The 26,895-nt window shown below is 54.7% G+C and carries 17 protein-coding genes and 1 tRNA gene; 8 read left to right on the top strand and 10 right to left on the bottom strand.

Annotation, left to right across the window (positions count from 1 at the left end; genetic code table 11):
* Positions 1–222: 222 nt before the first annotated feature.
* From HALA3H3_RS24055 to HALA3H3_RS24075, 5 genes are all read right to left on the bottom strand, one after another.
* The gene (locus tag HALA3H3_RS24055; RefSeq protein WP_022524088.1) at positions 223–1,344 is read right to left on the bottom strand and encodes a Fic family protein; all 1,122 of its coding nucleotides are present in this window, start codon (positions 1,342–1,344) and stop codon (positions 223–225) included.
* Positions 1,345–2,025: 681 nt separating this feature from the next.
* On the bottom strand, positions 2,026–2,241 hold the full coding sequence (locus HALA3H3_RS27885; RefSeq protein ID WP_022524090.1) for an Arm DNA-binding domain-containing protein: 216 nt from the start codon (positions 2,239–2,241) through the stop codon (positions 2,026–2,028).
* Positions 2,242–2,363: 122 nt separating this feature from the next.
* Positions 2,364–2,440, bottom strand: a tRNA-Arg gene (locus HALA3H3_RS24065).
* 77 nt (positions 2,441–2,517) lie between these two features.
* Complete coding sequence (locus HALA3H3_RS24070) at positions 2,518–3,465, bottom strand: AEC family transporter (protein ID WP_009288312.1); 948 nt, start codon at positions 3,463–3,465, stop codon at positions 2,518–2,520.
* A 145-nt stretch (positions 3,466–3,610) separates the two neighbouring features.
* Positions 3,611–5,638 (bottom strand): sensor domain-containing diguanylate cyclase, encoded by a 2,028-nt coding sequence (locus HALA3H3_RS24075; protein WP_022524091.1) that lies wholly within the window; start codon positions 5,636–5,638, stop codon positions 3,611–3,613.
* Positions 5,639–5,898: 260 nt separating this feature from the next.
* Between HALA3H3_RS24075 and HALA3H3_RS24080 the strand changes: the two genes are divergently transcribed.
* From HALA3H3_RS24080 to HALA3H3_RS24115, 8 genes are all read left to right on the top strand, one after another.
* Entirely contained in the window at positions 5,899–7,905 is a 2,007-nt protein-coding gene (locus HALA3H3_RS24080; RefSeq protein ID WP_053857090.1) for a capsular polysaccharide biosynthesis protein, read from the top strand.
* 1 nt (position 7,906) lies between these two features.
* Positions 7,907–9,148 (top strand): capsule biosynthesis protein, encoded by a 1,242-nt coding sequence (locus HALA3H3_RS24085; protein WP_022524093.1) that lies wholly within the window; start codon positions 7,907–7,909, stop codon positions 9,146–9,148.
* Positions 9,145–9,978, top strand: a complete 834-nt coding sequence (locus HALA3H3_RS24090; protein WP_022524094.1) for an SDR family NAD(P)-dependent oxidoreductase — start codon at positions 9,145–9,147, stop codon at positions 9,976–9,978. Before HALA3H3_RS24085 ends, HALA3H3_RS24090 begins: the two co-directional genes overlap by 4 nt.
* Positions 9,971–11,581 (top strand): LTA synthase family protein, encoded by a 1,611-nt coding sequence (locus HALA3H3_RS24095; RefSeq protein WP_022524095.1) that lies wholly within the window; start codon positions 9,971–9,973, stop codon positions 11,579–11,581. Before HALA3H3_RS24090 ends, HALA3H3_RS24095 begins: the two co-directional genes overlap by 8 nt.
* On the top strand, positions 11,578–19,020 hold the full coding sequence (locus tag HALA3H3_RS24100) for a type I polyketide synthase (RefSeq protein ID WP_022524096.1): 7,443 nt from the start codon (positions 11,578–11,580) through the stop codon (positions 19,018–19,020). Before HALA3H3_RS24095 ends, HALA3H3_RS24100 begins: the two co-directional genes overlap by 4 nt.
* Positions 19,017–20,339 carry an aminotransferase class I/II-fold pyridoxal phosphate-dependent enzyme gene (locus HALA3H3_RS24105; RefSeq protein ID WP_022524097.1) on the top strand — a complete coding sequence of 441 codons (1,323 nt, stop codon included), beginning with the start codon at positions 19,017–19,019 and terminating at the stop codon, positions 20,337–20,339. The genes HALA3H3_RS24100 and HALA3H3_RS24105 overlap by 4 nt, the downstream gene beginning before the upstream one ends.
* Positions 20,340–20,374: 35 nt before the next feature.
* Positions 20,375–20,896: a transcription/translation regulatory transformer protein RfaH gene (rfaH, locus tag HALA3H3_RS24110; RefSeq protein WP_022524098.1), complete on the top strand. Its 522-nt coding sequence runs from the start codon at positions 20,375–20,377 to the stop codon at positions 20,894–20,896.
* Between the two features lie 71 nt (positions 20,897–20,967).
* The gene (locus HALA3H3_RS24115) at positions 20,968–21,477 is read left to right on the top strand and encodes an REP-associated tyrosine transposase (protein WP_022524099.1); all 510 of its coding nucleotides are present in this window, start codon (positions 20,968–20,970) and stop codon (positions 21,475–21,477) included.
* Positions 21,478–21,717: 240 nt separating this feature from the next.
* Here the strand turns inward: HALA3H3_RS24115 and HALA3H3_RS24120 are convergent, their stop codons facing one another.
* The 5 genes from HALA3H3_RS24120 to HALA3H3_RS24140 form a co-directional block, all read right to left on the bottom strand.
* The gene (locus HALA3H3_RS24120; RefSeq protein ID WP_022524100.1) at positions 21,718–21,957 is read right to left on the bottom strand and encodes a DUF2442 domain-containing protein; all 240 of its coding nucleotides are present in this window, start codon (positions 21,955–21,957) and stop codon (positions 21,718–21,720) included.
* Positions 21,938–22,090 carry a DUF4160 domain-containing protein gene (locus tag HALA3H3_RS27890; RefSeq protein ID WP_350340067.1) on the bottom strand — a complete coding sequence of 51 codons (153 nt, stop codon included), beginning with the start codon at positions 22,088–22,090 and terminating at the stop codon, positions 21,938–21,940. The genes HALA3H3_RS24120 and HALA3H3_RS27890 overlap by 20 nt, the downstream gene beginning before the upstream one ends.
* Before the next feature lie 404 nt (positions 22,091–22,494).
* Positions 22,495–23,661 (bottom strand): nucleotide sugar dehydrogenase, encoded by a 1,167-nt coding sequence (locus HALA3H3_RS24130; protein ID WP_022524102.1) that lies wholly within the window; start codon positions 23,659–23,661, stop codon positions 22,495–22,497.
* Positions 23,662–23,769: 108 nt separating this feature from the next.
* Positions 23,770–25,362 (bottom strand): phosphoglucomutase (alpha-D-glucose-1,6-bisphosphate-dependent), encoded by a 1,593-nt coding sequence (gene pgm / locus HALA3H3_RS24135; RefSeq protein ID WP_022524103.1) that lies wholly within the window; start codon positions 25,360–25,362, stop codon positions 23,770–23,772.
* Positions 25,363–25,383: 21 nt separating this feature from the next.
* Positions 25,384–26,445, bottom strand: a complete 1,062-nt coding sequence (locus HALA3H3_RS24140) for a glycosyltransferase family protein (RefSeq protein ID WP_022524104.1) — start codon at positions 26,443–26,445, stop codon at positions 25,384–25,386.
* Between the last annotated feature and the right edge of the window lie 450 nt (positions 26,446–26,895).

Genomic DNA, 26,895 nt, shown 5'->3' on the forward strand with positions numbered 1-26,895 from the left:
CCCCTGCCCTGATTCAATGAACCGGTCAACATCACACCTAAAGCTGGTAAACCCCCGCCGGCCGAGAACTACCGTATCAAATGCATCGGCAAAGGCTCGCCTGATCCTGGGTAAAAACTTTTGTCTTGCATAAGCAAAAAAGCCGCTACGGGAGCAGCGACTTTCAATTAAAAATAAAAACACCATAAAATCATCATTTTCTATTACTACAATAAATATCACTCAAACACGGACTAGCTTCAGCAAAGGTTCAAAGGAATACATTGCTGGCCGCCGTCCTGATGCTTCTTCGACTGTACGTATAATGTCATTATCTAGCATAATCCTAGTAAATCTTGCAGCAGTAGCAGCCGGAATACCGCTTTGTGAAGTAAACTTATTATTACGAAAAACAGGATTCGTGAACACAAAATCTAGAGCAGTGACGCTCCATTTTGAAGACAACAGCTCAGCAAATAAAATCTTCATTTCTTCATATAAATTCCTTATATTTTCAGCAATAGTTAAATTTCTTATTGCCTGTTGCTCTACCGCTTCTAAAAAGAACGAGCACCATTCATCCCAATCCCCTGTCTCTGATACTCGCCTCATCGTATCAATGTACTCATCCTTATTTTCTTCAAAATATCCGCTGATATAAAAGTGAGGTGCTGAAATAGTTCCGTATTTCCATAACATTAACGTTATCAACATCCTCCCAATTCTTCCATTACCGTCCTTAAACGGATGTAAGGCCTCAAACTCTATGTGCGTCAATGCTGCTTTAACGAGAGAGGGGCTGGGGTCTTCATTGATATACTTGAACAAAACATCTAAACCATCCTGCAGTCGCTCTGGACTAACGGGAATAAAAAGTATTTTATTTTTATTCCTATCAGCCAAGTAATTTTGCTCAACCTTAAACTCTCCTGGTGACTTTGATGCTCCTCTACCAAATGATAAAAGACGCTGATGTATCCCTTTAAGCAATGATTGAGAAACTGGATACCCATCATTCAGTGCTTTTTGGGCGGCTTTTAATGCCCTCTGATAAAGTATTGTTTCAATAACCTCAGATCTTACACTTGATGTATTAGCTGTCTCATTTTCATGATCAGCCTCATATTGCAAGATCTCATCCATCGTACTAACAGTACCCTCCATCCTAGAAGAGATAACTGCTTCTTGATTTCTTAAAGGGGCAAGTAATATTTCACTATTATGCATATTTTTCAGCATTTGATCATAGCGTGCAACTGCGTCAGTCGCTTTTATAAGCTTGTCCACAAACCTACTATAATCTATTTTTCGAGGTGGAAATTTATCGTAGTGATAATTCACAGCTTCGTCTAAATTTAAATCCATATCACTTGCCTCTCATATTCACACTTTTTTTAACGCCAAACATAGTACATCATATTTATCAATTTTTGAGAGTCAACATTTTTCAATAACTCTATGCATTACAGCTTATGAGGCACAGCTTAGATTAGAATCTCACTTTTAGAATCTTATGAGATTGTAGCTATTTTGACGTGCATCTGCGCAAACCTACGACGCTAGCTTCTCACTTTTAGAAAATTATGAGACTGTAACTATCTTGACGTGCATCTGTGCAAACCTACGACGCTAGCTTCTCACTTTTTGTAGATTATGAGACTGTAACTATCTTGACGTGTATCTGTGCAAGCCTATGACGCTAGCTTCTCACATTTAGACACTTATGAGACTGTAGCTATCTTGACGTGCATCTGTGCAAGCCTACGACGCTAGCTTCTCACTTTTAGAAACTTATGAGGCTGTAGCTATACTGACGTGTAACTGCGCAAACCTACGGAACTAGCTGAATTTTTAAGCTTCTAGAGACAGTAGACTTTTTATTTATCAAGCATTACGCCCGGCGAATCCGCTGAAAGCACCAATAGAGGACTGCATCAAAAATAACGGAATATTGCTGCTTACGTTTATCATCCTGCTTCTGCTCGACAGGGACGATACCTTGGGATGCTATCTTATCTGCCCGCTTCTCTCGCGCTTGAGCAAGGCTCACCTCGGGATAAAAATACCCTGGCTGATCATGTTGCGCTTGCCATTGGGACGTGTGTAGCGCAAACGCCATCCACGACTGCCATTGGTTGAGATCCTAAGTTCTAATCCCATGCCATCTGAGAGGGTAATAATTTTCGTGCCGGGCTTAGTTGCGTTTATTTGTCGGATAGTTAGCACCATGGAGGTATACCGAGTATTTCCGAATGAAGGCATATACCGGAATGTATACCGTTTAGCAGCGGGATTTGGAAGGAATGGAGAGGAGCTAAAAACCTTGTCTTTCAGAGTATTGTACTCTTTTTTAGGCCTTCTCAGGACGTCTCAAGAATGGCCGTTGGCGTCCCTGGCAGGAGTCGAACCTGCGACCTGCCGCTTAGGAGGCGGCTGCTCTATCCTACTGAGCTACAGGGACTAACGTCGTCCAAACTTGCGGGCGCGTAGTATAACGCGTCAGCTTAGGCAGGGCCAACCGAGTTGCGCTATTCAACTCTATATCCAGCCGAGTAAACGCAGCGCAAAGACGCCCAGCGTAACGGTAATGCTCGCCATCAGGGTGGTAATGGCGATGATATTGGCGGCCAGAGCCACATTGCCGCCTATTGCTTTGACCATTACAAAACTTGCGGCAGCGGTGGGGCTGGCAAAGAACAGAAACAGTAAGCCCAGCTGTTCGCCGGAAAAGCCCACCAACCAGGCCGCCACGGTGGAGAGCACCGGTAGTGTTACCATCTTCATCAAACTAGCGCCAAGTGCCACTTGGCTGCTGTCACGCATGCTCGACACGGAGAGCGTCGCACCAATACAAATCAGCGCCAACGGTAGTGTTAACGAGGCAAAATAGTTTCCTGAGGTAATCACCCAACTGGGCAGTGGGATCGACAGCGCGGTAAAGGGTAATGCTGCAAATACGGAAATAATGAGTGGGTTTTTCGCTACATGTTTGAGCAGGCTGCGCCAATCAGTGGATTGACCAGGTTGGTAAAATGCCAGCACGATGACCGAAAGCGCGTTATACATCACGATGACCACGCCCAGCAAAAGACTGCCCGCTGACAGGCCATAGTTACCGTACATGCCCGCCGCTAGCGCCAAACCCACTATCCCACAATTGCCGCGAAACGCGCCTTGAACGTAAATACCACGATCCTGAGGTGCTACACGGTAGCGCGCCCAGCCCCAACTGAATAAAAACTGCCCCAGCGTTGCCACAGCAAAAAACAGCATCAGCGAAACGTCCAGCGCAACGCTTAGGTCAGCTTTAATCAAACTAAGGAAGATCAGCGTGGGGAGTGTTGCTTTGAATACCAGCGCAGAAGCGGTCGAGACGAAGGCACTATCAATCCATTTCAAGCGCTTAAGGCCCAGGCCTACAAACACCATCGCAAAGACAGGCAGCGTGACATCCAGCGTGCGGGCAAACAGTTCAAGTAGGTTCACAACAGTATCTCAGTCAGCCTTGATTTTAAAAAACTGGCTTCTAACGACAAGTTCAGCATCTGCTTATACTCTACTGCTGGACATGTTTTGTCGACTGCTAAGCACGCCAAGCCGCTGCACAGGCTTAGAGTGCTTTTATGAGAAACTATTTGGGCGAATCGAAAAGCGCCATTACGTCATCGTTATTGTGAGGCATATTGACAACTACCCCATCGCGCCCCATCCCTTTGGCTTTGTAACTACCGGCATCGGCCCGTGCCAGAACGTCAGACACATTAGAATCCTCTTCATCAAAGGTGGTAACGCCAATACTGAGTGTAACCATGTACTCTTTGCCTTCATGGGTAACAGAGATTTCCCCTACCGACTGACGCAGGGATTCAGCGATTCTCCTTGCCTGAGCCAGGGTGCAGCTGGGGAGCAGCACACCAAACTCATCTCCCCCTTGGCGCGCCACATGGTCGCTACGGCGGACTTCCCAGGCAACCACCTGAGCAATGCGGCGCAACATCTCATCGCCTAGAGCGTGGCCACCTTCATCATTGATGGGTTTGAAGTGATCCAAATCAAACAACAAAAGAGCTGAAGGCGTGCTGGTTTTTTGGAAATCGGCAAAGGCTTCTTCTAGGCGGCGCTCAAAGCCTCTGCGATTCAACAGGCCGGTTAACGGATCATGTTCTGCTTCCCAGCGCTGTATGGCTTCCTGCTCCCGGCGCTCAGTAATATCCTTAACTACGCCCACTAAACCAAGAGTCTGTCCATCTTGAGAAAGCGTGACTACCCGAGCATGTATATCTAGCCAAAGAAGTTCGTTATCGCTGCGCAAAAAACGCAGTTGGCGAACAAAATCACTACCGGTGCGCAGGCTATGTAGCCACATGTCTTTAGCTCCATCACGATCAGACATGTGGATCTGCTTAAGCCAAGACTCCATAGGCGAGCCTGGAAAGATGCCCAGCATCTCTAGTAGCGCAGGGTTCATGTAAGTAATGTCACCTTTAATATTAGCGACAAACATACCCTGCGGCGCTGCATTCAGTACCGAGTCAAGAAACGCCTCGCGCTCTTGAAGATTGCCTAACAACAGCTGCCGTTCATCTTCCACTCGGTTAAAGGTGCTCGCCACCTGCTGTAGCTCTTGCATCTTGGTAGCCAAACTGACGCTCTCACGGTGCCCTAAACCCACCTCGCCAATCTGCTTCTCCAAATGCCTCAAAGGTGTAAGCACTCGGCCCAACATCCACCACAGCAAAGGGAACATAAGCAAAATAAGTAGAACCCATGTCCACCAAAGCTGCTTGATAAAATCTGCTAAGGGTAGCTGTGCTTGGGTAATAGGCATATAGAGGCCAACGACCCAGCCAGCAGGCCAAATCTGCGCATAAGATTGCAGCCCCATTTCCCCACTCACAAGCGGACCTACGGCATCACCTTCCCAGCCATCCAGCGCCAAATCCAGCCATGGGTTCAATGCCTTACTGGGTACAGAAGCATTAATTAATGAATTTTCAGGATGGTATAAGACTTTACCCGAAGCAGTAGCAACACCAGCATAACCTTTTTCACCCAAGCGCACTTTAGCTAAACGGCTAAATATCCCTCCTGAATCCAAGCTAAGGATACCTCCAATAAAACCGTCAAACACGCCTTGCTCGGTAAAGCGCGGCACGCCCACTAGCACCATTGGCATGCCGCTCGCACGACCGACAAAGGGCTCACTAACATAGGGACGGCGAATACCGCGAAGCATACGAAAATACTCAAGTTCAGCGGTTTCGAGCCCTACGCGACCAACGATTGCAGGCCAATCAGCAATAATCTCGCCATCACTGTTGGCAACCACAATCCCCTCAAACCAAGCTAGCAGGCTATCGTTCTGCTGCAGTTGATAGCTGATCCAACTCGCATCCTCGGTGGTGCCGATCATTTCGTTTAAGCGCTCTAATGCCTGGAAGCGCATTTCGATTTGTTGGGTTACCTCATCAGCAAGTAGAGTGGCTTCATAACGCAAGTGCGACATATTAGTCTCTTGCACCATAGTCTTTCCGACTTGCCACGCCATACCCAGCACCAACGCGATCAGCAACAGCAAAGTAAAGGAGAGCCCCAGTAAAAGGCGCCCCTTTAAGGAACTGAAAGAAAATAGATTTTTTAGCAGATAGGCAAAGCGCACCGATTATCCTTTTTTATGCATACTTTACTTAATTCCAGATCCTGCAGAGCGGTATCAAGGGTACATAGAGTGGGCGAATCTACCAAAAAAGTGACGATCATGCGCGTTGAATAAATCAAACTTAAGGTAATTTTTTTTATCATGCAAATAGTTGCTATGCATCGAAAAAATAGTGAGTACTCACAACGCCTGAATTGATAACCCCCTCCAATTGACGTATGTTCGCCCGCCTACCCCTGTTACCTCAAGCGGCCTTATGTATGGCGAAACGAACGGCAGGTTACACATCCCAAGGTATTCGCAAGCTGGCTACCTTGCCTGCACTGCTGCCCGAATTTGACCAATTCGTCCGAATAAGCTCCCTTAAGAAAATGCCCGAGGCGGTGATTGGCTGGGGGCTAAAACCCACTAGTGTAAGCGCTAGGCAGTATGCCCAACGCCATCAACTGATCTATATCGCATTAGAAGATGGCTTTTTACGCTCGTTAGGGCTAGGCGTAAATGGCTTTCAGCCGCACAGTTTGGTAGTCGATGAGACCGGCATTTATTACGACGCCTCACGCCCTTCTGATTTGGAAAACTGGCTCAACACAGCCAGTTTCAACAATGAAGAGTTAGAGCAGGCTGAACGATGCATGGCATTGATCGCTCGCTATCGGCTCTCCAAATATAACCACTCCCCCGATCAGCCGATTAACGATGCCAGCCGGGCGAGTGTATTAGTGGTCGACCAAACCGCTGGGGATGCTTCAATTCACTATGGGGGCGCTAGCGCTAGTAGCTTCAACCAGATGCTTGAGGCGGCATTAGCAGAGCACCCCGACGCCGAGATATTAGTCAAGATCCATCCTGACGTTATCGCGGGTAAAAAACAGGGCCACCTACTTAACGCCGCAGACCACCCGCGCTGCAGGGTCATCGGTGAAGACCTCAACCCCTGGGCGCTATTTGACCAGGTTGACCACGTTTACGTCGTGACCAGCCAGCTCGGCTTTGAAGCACTGCTGGCCGGAAAGCAGGTGCACTGCTTTGGTATTCCGTTTTATGCAGGTTGGGGGCTTACCCATGATCAACTGCCCTGCCACCGCCGTCGTGTAAAGCGCACCTTAGTTGAGGTCTTTGCCGCCGCCTATTTACGCTATTGCCGCTACGCTAACCCTTACACTCAGCAGCCTGCCACGCTGGAAGAGACCATTGCCTTGATCGCCGATCAAAGGCGCCAGCAGGAGCGCTATCGGGGAAGCTGGCGAGCATGCGGGTTCTCTACTTGGAAGCGTCGCTTTATTGGCGACTTTCTAGGCGCCTTCGCACGCGTGAACTATCAAGCGAAGCTTCCCGAGAGCGAGCAGCCCGATGAACGGCTGCTGGTATGGTCAAGCCGTATTGATGCAGACTTTAAATGCCAGCACGCCCAACACATGGGGAAGCTATGGCGCATGGAAGATGGGTTCATTCGTTCAGTGGGGCTGGGAGTCGATCTTACTCAGCCGTTGTCGCTGGTGATTGATTCACAGGGTATCTACTACGACCCCAGCCAACCCAGTGATTTAGAGACGCTGCTCAATAGCGCCCCCTTTAGCGACGACCTGCTGCAACGTGCGCTGCAGTTACGTAAGCGATTAGTGGCGCTCAAACTCTCCAAGTACAACGTACGTGGAAAGTCGGGGATCGAACTGCCCAAAGGGCGTTACACCATACTGGTGCCTGGCCAAGTAGAGAGCGACGCCTCAATTGCCACCGGCTCGCCGCACATTAACACCAATAGCGGGCTGTTAAGGGCAGTGCGGGAAGCACATCCAGATGCCTTTATTGTCTATAAAGCCCATCCCGATGTATTGAGCGGTGCGCGTGTCGGAGCACTCGATACCGATGCCAAACGCCTGTATGATCTAGACGCCAGCGATATCGACATCGCAACCCTTTTAGAGCGTGTCGATGCAGTGCATACGATGAGCTCTTTAACCGGCTTTGAAGCACTTTTGCGCAAACGAGAAGTCAGCACCTACGGCCTACCGTTTTATGCTGGCTGGGGCTTAACTCAGGATGCGCTTAGCTGCCCACGCCGTACGCGTTCACTCTCGCTGGATGCCTTGGTCGCCGGCACCCTGATTCTCTATCCCGGCTATGTAGACCCAACGACTCGCCAGCTATGCAATGCTGAAACCGTCGTCAGCCTGTTGGAACAGGCAAGAGCACACAAAAACACCCTTACATGGAAACAGCATCTCTACCGCTGTTATCGTAATTTGTTGATCGGAAGGCATTGAGTTGAAGCATCAGAAGCGTGCATTCTTATTTTTGCAGGGCGTTTGCTCACCTTTTTACCAGCGCTTAGCCAAGCGCCTGGTGAACGATGGGCACCGTGTCGTTAAGGTCAACTTCAATGCGGGCGATATCGCCTACTGGCAGCGCACCCACGGCCAAAGCCATCTGTTTCGTGGCCCTACCGCTGAACTACCTGGCTATATCAAGTCACTCTGGCAGCGGTACGCGATCACCGACCAAGTAGTATTTGGTGATCGTCGCCCGATTCATCGCCCAGCAGTGGATAACGCCGCCGCGGCCGGTATACGCACCCACGTATTTGAAGAGGGCTACTTTCGCCCGTTCTGGATCACACTGGAGCGCGAAGGCGTTAACGGCCACTCGCTACTGCCCCGTGACCCAAGTTGGTTTTATGAAACCGGCAAAGCACTGCCCGAACTACCCGCCCCTGTGCGTTTTCGCTCCTCGTTTAAAATTCGCGCCATGCACGATGTGGGCTACCACTTGGCCGGGCTAGCCAATCCGCTGGTTGCGCCGCACTACCGCAATCACGCGCCGATCACCGCGCCGGTCGAGTACGCGGGCTACCTGAAGCGCTTTGCTCAGTTAAAAGCCGCTTGGAAAAAACGCGACGCCGAACGCATCAAAGCGTTGATCGAAAGTGGCCGCCCCTATTTTATGCTGCCGCTGCAGCTAAATAGCGATGCGCAAATTCGCGATCACTCTCCCTACGCCAATATGCAGGAAGTGATGGACGATGTGATGGCCTCGTTCGCCAAGCACGCGCCCAGCGATTCTCAGCTGTGTATTAAGAACCATCCTTTGGATATGGGCTTGGTCAATTACCCCAAGATCATCAAGCAGCTTGCCGAACGCCATGGTCTGCAAGGGCGCATCGTCTATCTAGAGTCTGGGGATCTCAACGCCCTGCTCAAACACGCCAAGGGCAATGTCACCGTTAACAGCACCGTGGGCATCGTTTCACTGGAGAAGAACTGCCCCACCTACGCGCTTAGCGACCCGATCTATAATCTGGATGGGCTAACCTATCAAGGTGACTTAGCGGATTTTTGGCAGCAGCCGCAGCCGCCTAACAGCGAGCTATTTGGTTATTTTCAAAAGACCGTGATGCATGCCGTTCAAGTTAACGGTGGCTACTACTGCCAGCCCGGTATCGATTTAGCCGTGGATAACGCCGCCCGCATACTAGAAGCCTGCCCATCGCCGTTGGAGAAGCTTCTGTGAACGTTGTTGTGAAAGAAGCTGCAAAAGAGGCTGTGAGCCCATCTCTACACTCACGCTGCGTGCTGATCACTGGCGCCACCGGCGCGATTGGGGGCGCCTTGGCAAACGCCTATGCCGATCCCAGCACCCACCTGGTATTGCACGGACGCCAGCAGGAGAAGCTAGAGGCGCTTGCCACCACTTGCCGCCAAAAAGGTGCCCAGGTCACTCTCTCAACCATCAATCTAACCGATGACCACGCCCTGAAAAGCTGGCTAGCCGAAGTCTGCGCCCAACAGGTACCGGACATTTTGATTGCCAATGCGGGCAAAAACACCCACCCCCAAGGGCCTGATATCTTAGAGCCCTGGGCAGACGTGCAGGCGCTGTTGGATATCAACCTGAAAACCCCCATCGCCATGGTGCAACACCTAGTGCCAGCCATGCAGACCCGCGGCAGCGGTCAATTGGTGCTGATCAGCTCGCTTGCCGCATGGCACGGTTTACCGACCACCCCCAGCTATAGCGCCAGCAAAGCAGGCATCAAAGCCTATGGCGAAGGGCTGCGCGGGCTACTCGCGCCTCACGGTATCGGCGTCACTGTGGTCATGCCCGGCTATGTTACCTCACCGATGTGCGAGGCCATGCCCGGCCCCAAACCCTGGGAGTGGCCGCCCGAGCGCGCGGCCAAGGTAATTAAACGCGGTATCGCCGCAAACCGTGCGCGCATCAGCTTCCCCTTCCCACTTAATTTTGGCACCTGGTGGCTGGCGGTACTGCCCGCAGGGGTTTCGCAATGGTTGATCGAGCGACTGGGCTTCAACCACTCAGGAGACACACCCCATGATTAGCGCGCTGATATGGCCGCTACTCGTGGGGCTATTGATCAGTGGTCTGTTTGAAGCCCTGCTTAGCCCTCGGCCGCGCCCATTTTGGCAGCGTGGAGCAGCGGCCAATAGTGTCCACCTTGGCTCATGGCTTCTACTTTTCGGGCTGCTGGTATTGTTACTCCAGCGCCCCTGGTTTGCGGTGATGGTGTGTCTCTCGCTGCAACTAGTCGTAGTGCAGTCGAGCAACGCCAAATCGCATACGCTCAACGAGCCGTTTATCTGCCATGACTTTGAATACTTCTGGGACGCTATCCTGCACCCGCGCCTTTACGTGCCCTTTTTCGGCGTAGGTTTGGCGATTGCCGCCAGCAGCGCCGCCGTAGTGGCAATTGGTGGATTCTTTTACTGGGAAGGGTCGCTGGTCACTAGCGAGGGCGCCAACCGCTTTCTAACCAATGCGCTGGGATTAATAGCCTTGGGCTCGCTGCTGCTTGCTGTTAGTGTCCGCAGGCTGCCCGCCATCGTCTTACAGCCCATAGACGACATGCACCGTTTAGGGCTTTTCGCTAGCCTATGGGCCTACGGCGTGGCGCTAATGCGCGCTCCCGTTCCGACGCCAGAGCAATCGCCCTTCCACGCTTTAACACCGGTAGCGAGCGCGCATCAGGGCAAACAGCCACTGCCCAACGTGGTGCTGGTGCAGAGTGAATCGTTTTTCGACCCTCGGCCCTGGTGTGAAGAGGTCGATGCCAGCCTGCTTCACCATTTCGACATCACTCGCGCAAACGCCACTCTGCATGGCGCATTAAACGTGCCCGCCTGGGGTGCCAATACAGTGCGTACCGAGTGCGCGGTATTAACGGGCATTGCACCCGGCCTCTGGGGCATTCGCCAGTTCAACCCTTACCGCACGCTTGCCCGCCATCCAATGCCCAGTTTAGCGAGCGCGCTAAAAGCGGCAGGCTATCGCACGGTTTGTGTGCATCCGTACCTGGCGAGCTTCTATTTTCGTCACAAGGTGATCCCCCAATTAGGCTTTGACCACTTTATAGATATCAATGCCTTCCAGAGCAGCGACAAAAACGGTCAATACGTTAGTGACCAGGCAGTGGCACGAAAAATTGGACGGCTGCTTGAAGATGACGATAATAGACCGCTATTTGTATTTGTTATCACCATGGAAAATCACGGCCCGCTACATTTAGAAGCACCGAACCAAGCAACGTTAGCCGATACGCTGCCCGGCGCTCCTTGGCCGTTACCCGACCATCTGCGTGACTTAGCGGTCTATTTGCAGCATTTAAGTGAATCCGACAAGATGTTGGCAAGCGTTAAAAATTCGCTGAATACTGCAAAGCGACCGGGCCTGCTAGGCTGGTATGGGGATCATGTTCCCATTCTGCCTGAGGCGTATGCACACTTCACACCGCCTGATGGCCGCACTCCCTACATGGTATGGTCAACAGAGAGTTGGGTAACAGCAGGGGTAGGGGCAGCGAACGCTTACGAGCCATTTGAGCTAGCCGCAAACGAACTTGGTGTCCAGTTATTCAAACAGGTGTTTGGACACGATATAAGTAGCGATGTGATCAAGGTAGAACCAGAACCTCAGGAGCAAGAATGACTAAACGCGTTGCCATCATCGGCGCCGCCCATCGTTTCCCCGGCACCACCCCTGAAACGTTCTGGCAGGATCTGCAAGCCGAAAAAGATTTAGTGACTGAAGTGGCCGCTGACCGCTGGAGCCACGACGTTTTTATGCACCCGGATAAGCGCCACCCGGGTACCAGCGTGACTTTTGCCGCCGGTAGCCTGGGCGATATCAGCGGGTTTGACGCTGAGTTTTTTGGTATTTCGCCCCGTGAAGCGGCCAATATGGATCCTCAGCAGCGCATGCTTCTAGAGCTCGCCTGGGAAGCCATGGAAGATGCCAGCATTCTGCCCAGCTCCCTGCGCGGCAGCCAGTGCGGGGTATTTTTGGGCGTGGCCAGCCTCGACTACTCTTATCGCATCGCGGACGATATGGCAGCGATTGATGCCTCCACCGCTACTGGCAACACCTCCAGCATCGCCTCGAATCGATTGTCTTACGTGTTTGACCTGCACGGCCCCAGCATGTCGCTGGATACTGCCTGCTCGTCCTCCATGGTGGCCTTTCACCAGGCCTGCCAATCGATTCGCAGTGGCGAAACCAGTATGGCGCTGGCGGGCGGCATCAGCCTGCACCTGCACCCCTATGGCTTTATCATCTTCTCTAAAGCCAGCATGCTTTCACCCACTGGCCGCTGTCAGGTATTCGATGAAGCGGGTAACGGCTATGTGCGCTCGGAAGGCGGTGGCATTTTCCTGCTTAAGGATTACGACCAAGCGGTAGCCGACGGCGACAATATTATTGCCGTAGTAGCAGGCTCCGCGGTGAACACAGACGGTCACAAATCTGGCCTAACGGTGCCTAACCCAAGCGCCCAAATTGATCTAATGAAGCGCGCCTATGAACAGGCGGGCATCTCGCCGGATGAAATCGACTACCTGGAAGCCCACGGCACCGGCACCGCCGTTGGCGACCCGATTGAAACCCGTGCGATTGGTGAAGCACTCGGCCAGCAGCGCAAAACGCCGCTGCTGATTGGCTCGGTAAAGAGCAACCTGGGCCACCTGGAAACCGCTTCCGGCGTAGCGGGTCTGGCCAAGGCGCTCTACAGCATTCAGCACCGCGAAGTCCCGGCCACGATTGGCATCCGCAAACTCAATCCGCGCATCAAGTTTGATGAGTGGAACATCTCAGTGGTCACCAAAGGCCAGCCGCTGAAAAAACAAGGCCGTCTGGTTATCGGCGTGAACTCCTTTGGTTTTGGCGGGGCCAACGCCCACGTTATTTTGGAAAGCCCTCCTGAACGGGTCAAACCTGAAACGCAGGCGCCAGACTCACCGCTACCGATTCACCTTAGCGCCCGCAGTGAAGCCGCGCTCAGCCAAAGCGCCGAAACGCTCGCCAACTACCTGCGCGAGAACGACTTACGCGAAAGTAGCGACATCAGCCTGTATGACATCGCTTACACGCTGTTCCACCACCGTGACCGGCATAGTCATGGCGCACTGCTGTTTGCACAAACGGCTGAAGAAGCCGCCACGCAACTCAGCGAGTTTGCCGCGGGTGAAACCAACAGCGTTACCACACTCGAGCGCTTGCCCGACGCAGTAGGCCCAGTGTTTGTTTATGATGGCAACGGCTGCCAGTGGGAAACCATGGGGCACGATCTGCTCAGCGATTCGCCGGTTTTCGCCGCGGCGATTGATCGAGTCGACGCACTCTTTCAGCAGCACGGGGATTTCTCGTTACGCGCCGAACTGGAAGGCCGCAATGGGGAGAACCGTTTCCCGCTAACTGAAATCGCCCAGCCAGCGCTGTTTGCACTGCAGGTGGCATTAACTGAGTGGCTGCACGACCAAGGCATTACGCCCACGGCAGTATTCGGTCACAGCGTAGGTGAAGTGGCCGCCGCCTGGGCCTGCGGTGCGTTGAGTCTGGAAGATGCGGTCAAAGTGATTTACTACCGCAGCGACTACCAGGGTAAAACCCGTGGCCTTGGCGAAATGACCGCGGTGGCCATGAGCGCTGACGACATCGCCGCGTGGCTAGAAAAGCCCGAGTTCAATCAGGTATGCCTGGCAGGTATTAACAGCCCGAAAGGCATTACGCTGGCGGGAGATAGCCAACAGCTCAGCGCTTTGGAAGCCGCTCTGGGCGAGCAGGATGTTTTTGCCAAACGCCTGCCCCTGGACTATGCCTTCCACAGCCCCGCGATGGACAGCATTCAAGCTGGGGTCATTGACGCGCTGGCCGATATTACCCCGAGTGCCACGCAGATTCCCTACTACTCCACCGTTACCGGTACGCTGAGTGACGGGCTTGAGCTGGATGCCACCTACTGGTGGAAAAACATTCGTGAGCCGGTGCTGTTTGAAGCCGTCGCTAGCGCGCTGATCGAACAAGGCAATAACGTCTTTGTAGAGATTGGCGCCCACCCCATTCTACGCCGCTACCTCAATGAGTCACTGCGCCAACTGGAGCGACCAGGGTTGGTATTCGGCACCATTGAGCGCCACAAGCCCGGCCTTGAAGGTTTGCAACGTAGCCTAAGCCAACTACTGCTGAGTGGTCTTAGCCTGGCTAGCCGCCACTTCCCGGTGGTCGGTCAGCGTGTGCCGCTACCGCGCTATGCCTGGCAGCACAGCCACCATTGGGTACACGGCACCAATGACGGCCAAGGCCTGCTGTCACGCTATTATCAGCACCCACTGCTGGGCTACCCGCTAGCGCAGCACGAACACACCTGGGAGAGCCAACTCGACACCCAACGCCAGCCCTGGTTAGCCGACCATGTGGTGGGCGAAGGCGCGGTGTTCCCCGGTGCCGGTTTTGTGGAACTGACGCTGGCGGCGGCGCTGCAGCTAAAAGACAGCCCGTTGCTGGATATCGAAGAGTTGGAAATCCGTGCCCCGCTGCTGCTGGACGGCCCCTATGGCCGCACCATGCGGCTTAGCTACCTACCGGAAGATGGCCGCCTGGAGATCCACTCTCGCGAACCTGCCACCGGGGTAGAGTGGCAGTTGAATGCCGTGGCCCGCACCATGCGTGAAAGCCGTGGTTTCCTACTCAACCGCACAGCGCCGGTGATACCTACTCGTGCCCCGGACTACACGCTGGAAGATCACCTGCAGATGGCTGAGCGTATTGGCCTTCACTATGGCCCCGCCTTTCAGGCCATCTCCAGGGGCTGGATTGAAGGCGATGCGGTGATTGGTGAAATAGCTCTGTCGGATGAAGTCCAGGCGCAGCTCAGCACATTGCACGTGCACCCCGGCATTCTGGATAGCGCCTTCCAGATGTTTATCCCACTGCTCGCGCAACATAGTGAGTTTGCCACCCAGCTCGCCTTTGTGCCGGTTCGCGTGGAACGTATTCAAGTGAATACCCAGGCAGGCGTGCCGGTTCTCGCCCGCGCCGTGATGGGTAAGCGCGCACCGCACTCCTTTACCGCCGATTTCGAGCTGTATGACGCCGCCGGTAACGCCGTTGCAGTACTGAGCAAAACCCGCTTCAAAGCGATTCGACTCAACCGCGCCCATCATCAGCACTTCAGCTATTTGGATGTGGAACTGACGCCAGCGCCGCTACACGCAGAACCGCTGGCACTACCTGCCGATGCGCTTGCTCGTCTTGCAGATATCGCCAGCGTTTACGGCGAAAGCACCGGCCAGCGTTACGGCAACGAAGTCGCCCCGCTGCTCGATAGCCTTAGCGAAGCCTTTGCTCAGCAGGGTCTCGGCGTCGATAGCGAAGAAGCACAGCACTCGCCGGACGTTATCTGGCAACTGCTGGTGCAAGACTACCCTGACTACTTTGCGCCCATTCACCTGGTGGGCCGGTTAGGGCTTCACCAACAGGCGCTGCGTAGCGGCACAAGTGACCTGGAAACCCTGGGCATTAGCCACGACCACTTGGCGCGATTAAACCGTGTGTTAGTGGGCGAAAGCGGCTGGCAAGCGTTGGCAGGCGAGTTAGCCGAGTTAATAGATGCGCTGATCGCAGAGCTCCCCGCCGGGCAGCGTTTGCAACTGCTCGAAGCAGGCCCCAGCGCGCCAGCGTTGGGCGAACGCCTACTGGAACGCAGCGCTCAAGCGCTGTATCACGACCTTACCCATTACCGCGTGATCACCACCCTCGACAGCACGCGCCATCAGGCAGAACAGCTGCAAGAGCGTTTCCCGCTGATGGATATGCAGCACCTTGGCCAAAACGAGGTTGCTGCGCTAACCGCCCCCATCGGTGTTGAAAAGGCTCAATTGGCGTTTGTAAGCGTGGATATCACCCACCCGGCCGCCACGCGTCAGTTAATCGAAGCATTACCTGAGCAACTCGCCCCTGGCGCCCAGGTCATGCTGATTGGTATCGCCCCAAGTCGCTGGCTGGATGATCTGCTGGCCACGCCCGGCATCGATCAAACCGCCTTGGAGCAAGATACGCTCATTAGCTGGCTAAACGACCAAGGCTTTGTGGTCTCCGCGCCCATGGCGCTGGAAGAGAGCGACAGCGGCGCCTACCTGCTCCACGCCCACTACCCGTTAGCAGCGGCAGACAACGAGTCCAATACGGCCCAACGGCGTCACTTGGTGGTCGCCGACCACAACAGTGAAGCGCTGGCGGCCAATCTGGTCGAGGCACTGCAATCGCAAGGCGCTTCCGCGCTGCTCAGCGTTAGTCAGAGCGCGCCTGCTGAGCTGCTGGCTCATGCACTGTCTCAACCTGCATTGGCTCAACCTGAAATGGCCCAAGCCGCACCTGATAATCAGGGCGAGCTAACCCTCAATGTGGTTGACCTGCGTGGCCTGGGCGCGAATAGCACTGAAGCGCAAACCGCCCGCTGTAATCACGCTCTGCAGTGGACGCTGGCCTTAGAGCAGCACTCACTTGCTGCCTCTTTATGGTTGGTGACCAACGGGGTAAGCGATTTATGGCAGACAACGTCACCCGCCAGCGCGACAGACGCCCCTGGTGATGCCGTGCTGTGGGGCTTTGGCCGCTCGCTAGCCAACGAAGCCGTCGGCCATAGCGTCTACCTGCTGGATATACCGGCAGCCGTCAGCGAGCCTGCGTTACACGCCTGGGCCACCCTACTGACTCAACCAGATAGCGAAAACGAAGCGCTGATCGATAACCAGGGCCATCGCTTTGCGACGAGGCTGCGCACCCTGCCCGCGCCGCACCCAGCTGCGGAAGGGCAAACCAATGAACAGACCAAGCAGCCGCATCAGGCGATGTCACTGGGCTTTGCCATGCCCGGCCAGCTGCGCCAATTAACCTGGCGTCCGCGCCCGTTGCCACAAGCCAGTGCCGACGAGGTGGAAATCAGTGTTAAGGCCACCGGACTTAACTTCCGCGATGTGATGTACACCCTGGGCTTGCTCTCCGATGAAGCGATAGAGAACGGCTTCGCCGGCCCCACCCTGGGCCTTGAGTTTTCAGGCGTGGTAAAGGCCGTGGGCAGCAACGTCACCCACGTGGCGCCGGGGCAAGCCGTGGTCGGCTTCGGCCCTGCCAGCTTTAGCGACAAGGTCATTGCCAACCAGCACGCCGTTGCAGCGCTGCCGGAAGGCATTAGCTTTGCCGCCGCGGCGACGATTCCGACGACCTTCTTCACGGTCTACTACGCGCTCAAGCATCTGGCGCGAGTCGAACCTGGCGAAAAAATCCTGATTCACGGCGCCGCGGGCGGCGTGGGCATTGCAGCGCTGCAAATCGCCCAGTGGTTGGGAGCGGAAATTTACGCCACGGTGGGCTCCGAAGAGAAGCGCGACTTCCTGCGTCTGATGGGCATCGAGCGACTCTATGACTCGCGCTCACTCACCTTCGCCGAAGAGATCCTGGAAGACACCCAGGGCGAAGGCGTGGATGTGGTGCTCAACTCCCTGGCCGGGGAAGCGATCAACCAGAACCTGCGCGCCCTGCGCCCGTTCGGCCGCTTCCTGGAGCTGGGCAAACGCGATTTCTACGAAAACACTCATATTGGCCTGCGCCCGTTCCGCAATAACCTCAGCTACTTCGGTATCGACTCCGACCAGCTAATGAAGGTGCAGCCTGCGCTGACACAACGCCTGTTTGGCGAGATGATGGCGCTATTTAACGACGGTACCTTAAGCCCGCTGCCGTTTACCTCGTTTAGCCACACCCAGGTAATCGACGCCTTCCGCTATATGCAGCAGGCGCGCCAGATCGGCAAAGTGGTAGTGACCTATGAACAACCCATAGCGCCACCCAAGAACGAGGTGTTGGGCACGGCAGCGATGCAGCTCTCCGCAGATGCCAGCTACCTGGTCACCGGCGGCCTGGGTGGCTTTGGGTTAAGAACTGCTCAGTGGCTGGTAGAGAAAGGCGCGCGGCAGTTGATCCTACTCAGCCGCAGCGGCCCCACCAGTGAAGAGGCTCAGGCAGCCATTGCGTCGTTTGAACAGCAAGGCGTTACGATACTCGCCGCCGCCTGCGATATTACCGACCGCACTGCGCTGGCCGATGTGCTGGAGCGCGCCAAGGGTGAACTAGCACCGCTGCGAGGCATTGTGCACGCCGCCACGGTGATCGACGACGGTTTGATTCGCAATCTGGATGCCGAGCGCATTCAGAAAGTGTTAGCGCCCAAAATCGATGGCGCCCGCCACCTGGACGCACTCACCCGCGAGGCGGAACTGGAGTTCTTCGTGCTCTACTCATCGGCCACCACCCTGTTCGGCAACCCCGGTCAGGCCAACTATGTGGCCGCCAACCACTGGCTGGAGGCGTTCGCCGCCAATCGCCGTGCCGCGGGTTTACCAGCCACCTGCGTACGCTGGGGCGCCATTGAAGATGTCGGCTTCCTGGCTCGTAACACCCGCACCCGTGATGCGCTGCAAGAGCGCTTGGGCGGTTCCGCGCTACGCTCGGATGACGCGCTGAAAGTGCTCGAACAGATGCTGCTGGCCCCTGGGCCAAGCCTTGGTGTACTGGAACTAGAGTGGGGCGCGCTTGCTCGCTTCCTCCCCACTGCCGAAGCGCCGCGCTTTAACGAAATTGCCCGCGCCAGCGACGACGACGGCAGCGCGGATGCAGATGACGACATCAGCGCCCTGCTCGCCGACCTCTCACCCGAGGAGCTGCACAGCACCGTCACCGATCTACTGCGCGCCGAGCTGGCCAGCATTCTGCTGATTGATGAAGAGAAGCTCGATATTCACCGCTCGGTCTACGATATGGGCTTCGACTCCCTGATGGGCGTTGAGCTAATGACCGCTATCGAGAACCGCTTGGGCGTTCAGGTGTCAGTGATGGTGCTCAGTGAAGCATCGACACTCGACAAACTGGCGGGCGTGCTGATTCAGAAAATGCATCAGCACGACGATGTTGAAGACGCTCCGCAAGATGCGATAGCCTCACTGGCCGCACAACATGGCACTGAAGATTTAGGCCCTGAAGGGTTCACCACTGAGCCTACGTCCGCTTCCTCATCACCCGCGACTGAGACTCCATGACCGCCAAGCGCTCTGAACTGAAACAGCAATTGTTGGAACAAGCACGCCGGCGTACTACGCCGCGTGCTGCCAGCGCCACGCCCTCTTCCAATGGGCAAGGCGGAGAACAACGCACGGTGCCCGAGCGCTTCACGCGCTTTGATGCCCAGCCGGGCTATCAGCAAATCGCCATGATGCGCCAGGCCGCCGATCAGCTGGGCCTGGTCGACCCATTCTTCAAGGTCCACGAAGGCACCGCCGGGGCGACCAGCGTGATCAATGGGCAGACCTGCATCAACTTTGCCAGCTACAACTACCTCGGCTTCTCAGGCGACCCGCGCATTAATCAAGCCGCCTGCGATGCCGTGGCGCGTTACGGCACCTCGGTTTCCGCCAGCCGCGTGGTCTCCGGCGAACGGCCTATCCACCAAGAGTTGGAGCAGGCCCTCGCCACTGCCTACGACGTTGAAGATGCAGTGGTATTTGTGAGCGGTCACGCCACCAATGTCTCCACGCTGGGACACCTGCTGGGCCCTAAAGATTTAGTGCTCCACGACGAGTATATCCATAACAGCTCGTTGGTTGGCGCGCAGCTTTCCGGCGCCAAGCGCATGTCGTTTAGCCATAACGACCCCGCCGCGCTGGAAGCCCTGTTGGCCCGGCATCGGCATCAGTTCGAACGCGTTCTGGTAGTGATCGAAGGGCTCTACAGCATGGATGGCGACATCCCTGAGCTGCCGCGTTTTATCGAACTGAAGCAACGCTATCAAGCCTGGCTGATGGTCGATGAAGCCCACTCCTTTGGGGTCATGGGCGACACCGGCCTGGGGCTGCGCGAGTATTTCGATATCGACCCGCGCGACGTGGATATCTGGATGGGCACCATGAGCAAAACCATGGCAGGCTGCGGCGGCTATATCGCAGGCAGCAAGCCGCTGGTGGAAACACTACGCTACCTGGCCCCCGGTTTTCTCTACAGCGTGGGCATGCCCGCCCAAGTCGCCGCCCCCTCGCTAGCCGCGCTGCAGCTGATGCAGCAAGAACCCGAACGGGTTCAGCGCCTGCATGCTATTTCGCGCTACTTTCTTGAACAGGCCACTGCCCGCGGCTTGGATACCGGCAAAAGCATCGGTGCCGCGGTCGTACCGGTGATTATTGGCAGCTCCGCGGCGGCTGCCCGGCTTTCTAACGCATTGTTAGAACAGCACATCAACGTACAGCCGATTCTGCACCCAGCGGTACCCGAAAAAAGCGCACGGCTGCGCTTCTTTCTCTCCTGTGAGCATACCCAGGCGCACATTGACCAAACGCTTGATGCACTCACCGCGCTACTGCCATAATTTTGTAACGCTTTTCCAGACGCAAGGATGATGGCATGGATGTTTACAATGACCAGGAGGGCGCAGCAACGCCCGCCTGGTACGTTATTCAGTGCAAAGGGGGCGAATCATTTCGCGCTGCCGAACACCTCGCCAACCAAGGTTATGAGGTATTTCACCCTGTCCTGAAGAGCCAACGCAAGCGCCAGGGAAAGCTCACCACGGTGACCGAGCCGCTCTTCCCCTACTACCTGTTTATCTGTTTGGATCAGTTGGTCAGCAACTGGCGTCCGATTCGCTCTACTCGCGGGGTGCTACGCCTGCTGACCTTCGGTGACAGGCCCGTCGCCGTGCCCTCACAGCTTGTCGAGACCCTACGCGCTCAGCCGCACAGCAAGGAAGGGATTCACACCTACTTCAGCGCTGGCGAGAAAGTCACCATCACCGACGGCCCCTTCAAAGACCTGGAAGCCATCTTCACCCGCCTTAAAGGCGAAGAGCGCGCCATCGTCCTGCTCAACGTGCTCAATCGGCCACAGTATTTGGAAGTACCGCTAGACACCCTAAGCAAGCCGTAGGCTGCCCCACCGCTAATAACAATGCGCTACAATGGGCCTTTATAAGCCAATTATTTTGCATGGAGGCACGGGTGGCAACCTATCGACGCGCGCATGTTCCTGGCGGCTGCTACTTTTTTACAGTCGTCACCTACGCACGACAACCCCTGTTGGCGGATCGTCTCAATATTGAAGCCCTTGGTCGTGCCTTCCGCACAGTTCGAGAAGAGCGCCCCTTCGTAATGGATGCGTTTGTACTGCTCCCCGACCACCTCCACTGCCTCTGGAGACTGCCTGAAGGCGACGCGGACTACTCCTCACGCTGGCGGGATATCAAAAAATACGCCTCACAGGAATTCTTCTTCCCGCCCGGTACCCATAACGTCTGGCAGCGCGGCTTCTGGGAACACGTCATTCGTGATGAAAACGACTGGCAACGCCATATGGATTACATCCATTACAACCCCGTCAAACACGGCTGGTCTAGAGCACCCCGCGACTGGGAATGGTCAAGCTTTCAACAATGCGTACAAAAAGGCTGGTACACCCCCGACTGGGGCACCCAACAAGCCCCCAACGTCGCCGATATGGATTGGGAGTGATGGCGAAAACTCCGGCACCGCTTCGCGCTGCTTCCGCGGGTGCGCTTCGCTTACCACGCGCTACTAAATCTCGCATGCACATTGAGGTGGGGATGCCACCGGAATCGAGTGATTGTCGTAGCGCGTGGTAACGAGAAAGCGAGTTCAGCGAGCGTTTCGAGGCACCCGCGGGAGGCGGCGGAACGACGCCCAGTGGCACCCCAACCTTCCTACATGGGCCAACCCCGGCACCGCTTCGCTCTACGCTACCTTTTGAGAGTGAGTTTCCAGCATTGCAGCAATGCTCAAGTGGTAATCAATATCCGGCCATTCAATACCGGTGGCGTCACAAATAAACAGGTAATGCCGCAAGACCTTCACAGAGGCCTGCTCAAGTTCTGGATACCAGCTCATAGGCGTTGAAATGCGCCGCCCATCACTCAATTCGACATGAAGATAATGGTCGTCAAAATGGACTTCTTTACCTGATAAACCAGTCATTCCACACCTCCAAAAATTCCTGTCTATGCAAACTTACTAGCTCAAGACACTCCTTGAGCTCTTGCTTCTTTAGTGACGAATAAATTACCACACTAGTCTCAGTCTCAATTTTAGCCCAGCCTCCTGCCTTCATCACATGCACATGTGGCGGAGGATGTTCATTTGCATAGAAAAAGAATTTGAAACCTTTTTCATTAAGTAGAGTTGGCACTTCATTATCTCTTGCAGTGATGCTAGAAGCATACCAACCCCCTTGCACATCGTCACTTATAAGCCTAAGCGAATACGGCTCTCCAACACATTCACAGCCAACTACATTATTGCTTCAACATCACCATCTCACCAACCCCGGCACCGCTGCGCGATGCATCCGCGGGTGCGCTTCGCTTACCACGCGCTACTAAATCTCGCATACACATGAGGGTGGGGATTCCAAGGATGTGTGCACATGGCCATGGCACGTCATCACGCCACCGAAGCCAAACCGTAGCGCGTGGTAACGAAGAACGCGAGCTGAGCGAGCGTAAAGCCACCTTCTCAATCACTGCCAAACAAATCGCGGGTGTATACCTTGGATTCCACATCGCTAAGCTCAGTGACCATGCGATTAGCCAGGATGACATCACACTTGTCTTTAAACGCCGCTAAATCGCGCATAACGGTTGAGCCAAAGAATTTATCTTCTTCCAACACCGGCTCGTAAACGACCACTTCCACACCTTTCGCTTTGATGCGCTTCATAACACCTTGCATGGCACTGGCGCGGAAGTTATCCGAGCCCGTTTTCATGATGAGACGGTAAACCCCAACCACAGTCGGATTGCGGCGCAGTACGGACTCGGCAATAAAGTCTTTACGCGTGCGGTTGGCATCTACAATTGCCTGAACCATATTACTCGGCACATCAGCATAGTTGGCGAGCAGTTGCTTGGTATCCTTCGGCAGGCAATAGCCGCCATACCCAAAGCTGGGGTTGTTGTAGTGCTTACCAATACGCGGGTCTAGGCCAACGCCTTGAATGATCTGCTTGGCATCAAGACCATGGGTTTCCGCATAGGTATCTAATTCATTAAAGTAAGCGACCCGCATTGCCAGATATGTATTCGCAAACAGCTTGATTGCCTCGGCCTCGGTGCTGTTCGTCAACAATACCTCTATTTCTTCGGCAATCGCCCCCTGCTTGAGGAGTTCAGCAAAGGTCTCACCCCGCTCGGAACGCTCCCCGACAATAATGCGTGAAGGGTAAAGATTATCGTAAAGCGCCTTTCCTTCTCGTAAGAATTCAGGCGAGAAAATAAGGTTTTGCGTGTTAAAGCGTTCAGCGGCACCTTTGGTGTACCCCACTGGCACGGTGGATTTTATGACCATCACCGCCTCAGGGTTAATCTGCATGACCTGCTCAATAACAGCTTCAACGCTTTTAGTATTGAAATAGTTGGTTTGAGGATCGTAATCAGTGGGAGTGGCAATAATCACGAACTGCGCGCCAGCGTAAGCCTGCTCGGCATCCAGCGTCGCAGTAAAATTCAGGTCAGTACGATTTAAAAAAGCCGCTATTTCAGCATCCTCAATCGGAGAAAGGCGATTGTTCAACAGCGCTACTTTCTCGGGGACGATATCCACCGCGACCACTTCGTGGTGCTGCGCTAACAACATCGCATTGGAAAGCCCCACATAGCCGGTTCCTGCAACGGCAATTTTCATCCAAATAATTCCTAAAATTAATATAAAACAACAACTTGAAGCAAATTCAAAAAGCATAGCAGGCACCACTAAAGGTGCCCGCCGAAGGATGAAACGGCCTCAAAGAATCTATTTCAACACACCAGCCAGCAATGCCTGGGCGTTCCCAATCAATTCATCCAAGTGCTGTGCGCCTTTGAAGCTTTCGGCATACACCTTGTAAAGCGATTCAGTGCCGCTTGGCCGAGCGGCAAACCAGCCGTTTTCGGTGGTGACTTTGATGCCGCCAATAGCAGCGCCATTGCCCGGCGCGTCTACCAATACAGCGGTGATAGCGTCGCCTGCCAGAGTTTTCTCAGTCACGCTCTCAGCACTCAGCTTTTTAAACGCCGCTTTCTCTTCGGGTGAACAGGCGGTATCGACGCGCTTGTAAAAAGGCTCACCAAAGCGCTCGGTAAGCGTGCGGTAATACTCGCTGGGCGTTTTGCCGGTGACCGCCATAATTTCCGCTGCCAACAAACACAGCACGATGCCGTCTTTATCGGTGGACCACGCCTTACCGTCGCGGGTTAGCAAGCTGGCGCCTGCACTCTCTTCCCCGCCGAAGGCAAGCCAGCCCTCGTGCAGGCCATCCACGAACCACTTGAAGCCTACCGGCACTTCGTAAAGCTCGCGCTGGTGGGAAGCCACCACTCGGTCGATCATGGAAGAGGACACCAACGTCTTGCCGATCTTCAGGCTAGCCGCCCACTCTGGGCGGTGGGTGATCAGGTAATCGATGCACACGGCCAAAAAGTGGTTCGGGTTCATCAGGCCACTGGCATCAACTATACCGTGGCGATCGGCATCGGGGTCGTTGCCAAAAGCTATATCAAAGCGGTCTTTAACCTTGAGTAGGTTAGCCATTGCTGCCGGGCTAGAGCAATCCATACGAATTTTGCCGTCGTGATCCGGCGGCATAAACGCAAACTCAGGATCAACTATAGTATTCACGACATCAAGATTCAGGTCGTAGTGCGCCGCTATCGCCTGCCATACCGGCAACGCGGTGCCGCCCATGGGGTCAGCACCTAACGCTAAGTTGGCGCCCTGAATAGCGGCCATATCCACTACGCTGCCAAGCTTGGCAACGTAATGCGCAGTGAAATCGTACTCCTGGGCGTGGGCAATCGCCTCATCCACCGGCACGGCGGGTATATCTTCCAACTGGCGCAGCAGGTAAGCGTTTGCACGCAGTTCAATCCAGCCGGTGGCATCAGTATCCGCGGGGCCACCATGGTGCGGATTATACTTAATACCGCCATCTTCCGGCGGATTGTGCGAAGGCGTGATGATTAAGCCATCCGCAAGCGCCACATCGGGCGCCGCCAGGTCATGGGGATTATTATGGTGCAGGATCGCCTGGCTAATCAGCGGCGTCGCGGTGTAGCCGTGATCTTTCTCGACAAATACCGGCACCTTGTTGGCAGCCAACACTTGCAGCGCGCACTCCCAGGCAGGGCGAGAAAGCGCGTGGGTATCGAAACCTAAAAACAGCGGCCCCTGATAGCCCGCCTCACGCCGGTAGTCAACCACCGCCTGGGTGATGGCATAAATATGCGAAGCATTAAACGTACGCTCAATGGAGCGGCCACGATGGCCAGAGGTACCAAACGACACGCGCTCCCCAACGACGTTAGCGCTGGGTCGCTCTTCATAAAAAGCTTTAACAGTAGATTCCATGGTTCCCTCTCCCTGTTTATCTTATTGCGGCACGGCACCACTACGTTTTAGCCAAAACTGCACAGCTGCTTCTACGTTACCGATACGTTTTGCATCAACAGCGGCTTGCTTAGCCATGTTGGCAGCCGCTATGGGGTTTTCTAACAAGTGTTCTAACGCACTTCGCCATTCAACGGGCGCATCATTGACTAGCAAACCATTTTTTCCGTGCTGGACAATCTCAGTGTACGGGTAACGATTTGAGTATATTCCTACCCCGCCCATGGCGGTAATATCAAAAAATTTGATGAAAGATTTGCCATGGTTAAACGGGGTATTTAACAACGGGGCTAGGCCTATATGGCAGCGGTGCTCTCGTTGATAAACCTTAAACGTCTCCCAGGCTAAGGGGCAAGGCGCGTTTAAGCGTGGCAGCGTGATTAAACTTTCTGGAGTGTGTGGCCCCAGCATAATTTCCACCTGGGTATCCATACGCTGGGACTGCATGCCTTCTATGGCCGGGGCGATGTGCATAAGGTCAGCTAAATGCGCCCGCGTGCCGTAAAAGCCGATTTTCCAGTTAGCGCTGGAAGATGGCGGTTGCGAGAAATGCTGAAGTGAAGGCAGAGGAGTAATCAGAGGTGGCGTGAGCACTTGAACATTATCGTGCTCGCTAAAAAAACAGCGCGCCAATTGCTCGCTAGAGGCCACCACTTCATCAGCCAGTGACACTAAGCGAGGTTGATGTTTAGCAATCCCACCCATTCGCTTACGGTAGGCAGCCGGTAAGGTTGGGTCATTGGACGCCGCAAAAATATCATCATCGATTAAATAGGCAATATAGCCAAAAGCATCGCGGTGACGTTCTAGCCAGCGCAGCCAACCTAACGGTAGCGAGCGGCAAAGCAGCAGATTAGCCCCCGCGTAACGGCGCAGCAGAGAACGGCCATGTACCCAACTGGCTCCTAAAGAGCGGGAAGCGACAAAACGTTCGACCGTCATGCCCCGACTGCGCAGACCAGGGGCAGCAGATGCCAAGAAATAGATATCCTCGGTAGGCCGCGCCCCTTCGCTTAGAACAACCCAGGTGGTGTGGCTACTCACGGTACATCCTTGATTAAGATAGTTCTTCTCCTTCTCACTAGCCCCTATTCAGCACTGCTGCGCGGGAGACGCCCAACTCCTGCACAGGCAAACCCCGGCAACGCTGCGCGCTGCTTTCGCGGGTGCGCTTACGCTTACGCCGCGCTACGAAAATCCACCCTTCAGCTTTGTGCACGAACCCGTAGCGCGTGGTAACGAGAATGCGAGCTCAGCGAGCGTTTGAGGCACCCGCGGGAGGCGGCGGAACGACGCCCCGTGGCACAGAACCAAACCCCGGCAACGCTTCGCGCTGCTTTCGCGGGTGCGCTGACGCTTACGCCGCGCTACGAAACCCACAAAGCCAGATATGTGCTCATATCGTAGCGCGTGTTAACGAGAACGCGAGCTCCGCGAGCGTTTCGAGGCACCCGCGAGAGGCGGCGGAACGGCGCCCCGTGGCACAGAACCAAA

The sequence above is a fragment of the Halomonas sp. A3H3 genome, assembly GCF_000982975.1.
Lineage (GTDB): Bacteria > Pseudomonadota > Gammaproteobacteria > Pseudomonadales > Halomonadaceae > Vreelandella > Vreelandella titanicae.

Excerpts from the sequence above, each read along its gene's own strand:
- pgm (WP_022524103.1), bottom strand. The coding sequence starts at position 25,362 with ATGGAATCTACTGTTAAAGCTTTTTATGAAGAGCGACCCAGCGCTAAC.
- HALA3H3_RS24100 (WP_022524096.1), top strand. The coding sequence starts at position 11,578 with ATGACTAAACGCGTTGCCATCATCGGCGCCGCCCATCGTTTCCCCGGC.
- HALA3H3_RS27885 (WP_022524090.1), bottom strand. The coding sequence starts at position 2,241 with ATGCCTTCATTCGGAAATACTCGGTATACCTCCATGGTGCTAACTATC.
- HALA3H3_RS24120 (WP_022524100.1), bottom strand. The coding sequence starts at position 21,957 with ATGACTGGTTTATCAGGTAAAGAAGTCCATTTTGACGACCATTATCTT.
- HALA3H3_RS27890 (WP_350340067.1), bottom strand. The coding sequence starts at position 22,090 with ATGAAGGCAGGAGGCTGGGCTAAAATTGAGACTGAGACTAGTGTGGTA.
- HALA3H3_RS24105 (WP_022524097.1), top strand. The coding sequence starts at position 19,017 with ATGACCGCCAAGCGCTCTGAACTGAAACAGCAATTGTTGGAACAAGCA.
- HALA3H3_RS24080 (WP_053857090.1), top strand. The coding sequence starts at position 5,899 with ATGGCGAAACGAACGGCAGGTTACACATCCCAAGGTATTCGCAAGCTG.
- rfaH (WP_022524098.1), top strand. The coding sequence starts at position 20,375 with ATGGATGTTTACAATGACCAGGAGGGCGCAGCAACGCCCGCCTGGTAC.
- HALA3H3_RS24055 (WP_022524088.1), bottom strand. The coding sequence starts at position 1,344 with ATGGATTTAAATTTAGACGAAGCTGTGAATTATCACTACGATAAATTT.
- HALA3H3_RS24130 (WP_022524102.1), bottom strand. The coding sequence starts at position 23,661 with ATGAAAATTGCCGTTGCAGGAACCGGCTATGTGGGGCTTTCCAATGCG.
- HALA3H3_RS24095 (WP_022524095.1), top strand. The coding sequence starts at position 9,971 with ATGATTAGCGCGCTGATATGGCCGCTACTCGTGGGGCTATTGATCAGT.